Origin of the sequence: Protofrankia sp. CiT1 (assembly GCF_917627335.1) — a bacterium.
Taxonomy (GTDB): Bacteria; Actinomycetota; Actinomycetes; order Frankiales; family Frankiaceae; genus Protofrankia.
In genome coordinates this window covers 2,009-2,515 of the sequence record NZ_CAKJTP010000300.1, presented here as the reverse complement: position 1 = coordinate 2,515, position 507 = coordinate 2,009, and the positions used below count along the sequence as shown (strand labels likewise).

Genomic DNA, 507 nt, shown 5'->3' with positions numbered 1-507 from the left:
TAGTTTCACCCGCCGGTCACCAGCCGGGCCATAGGCGCCGGTGGTGTACCGGAACGAGTCGCGGACCTTCCCGCGCTTCTTGAACCTGGGGAAGCCGACCCGCCGGCCCTTCCGTTTCCCGCTGCGGGAGTCGGTGACGTTCTTCAACCCGCGAGCAAGCTGGTCCAGCCCGGCGGAGAACGCTTCCTTCGAGCACTCCGCCCACCACGGGGCGATCTCGTTCTTGACCCGGTTCCACCGCAGCCGCAACGCCGGCAGCGTCCACGGCACCGGGGTCAGCGCATCGCCATCCAACCCGTAGGACTGCTCGGCCTCACGCTGCGCCAGCGCGGCCTTCACGAACGCCAGACCCCAGTTGAAAACGAACCGCGACGCCCCGGCATGCCGCCGGATGTTCGCGAGCTGAACGTCATTCGGGTCGAGCGCGAAACGGTACGCCTGGAGAACCTTCACGAGTCCGCCTCGGTGGCAGCGGCGACGGCACGGGCAGCGCGGTGCGCGGCGGCA

1 protein-coding gene is annotated in these 507 nt (G+C 69.0%); it reads right to left on the bottom strand.

The window, feature by feature from the left end:
- The coding region (locus MJ785_RS21855; RefSeq protein WP_239382757.1) for a helix-turn-helix domain-containing protein at window positions 1-453 on the bottom strand (453 nt) is incomplete at its 3' end.
- Between the last annotated feature and the right edge of the window lie 54 nt (window positions 454-507).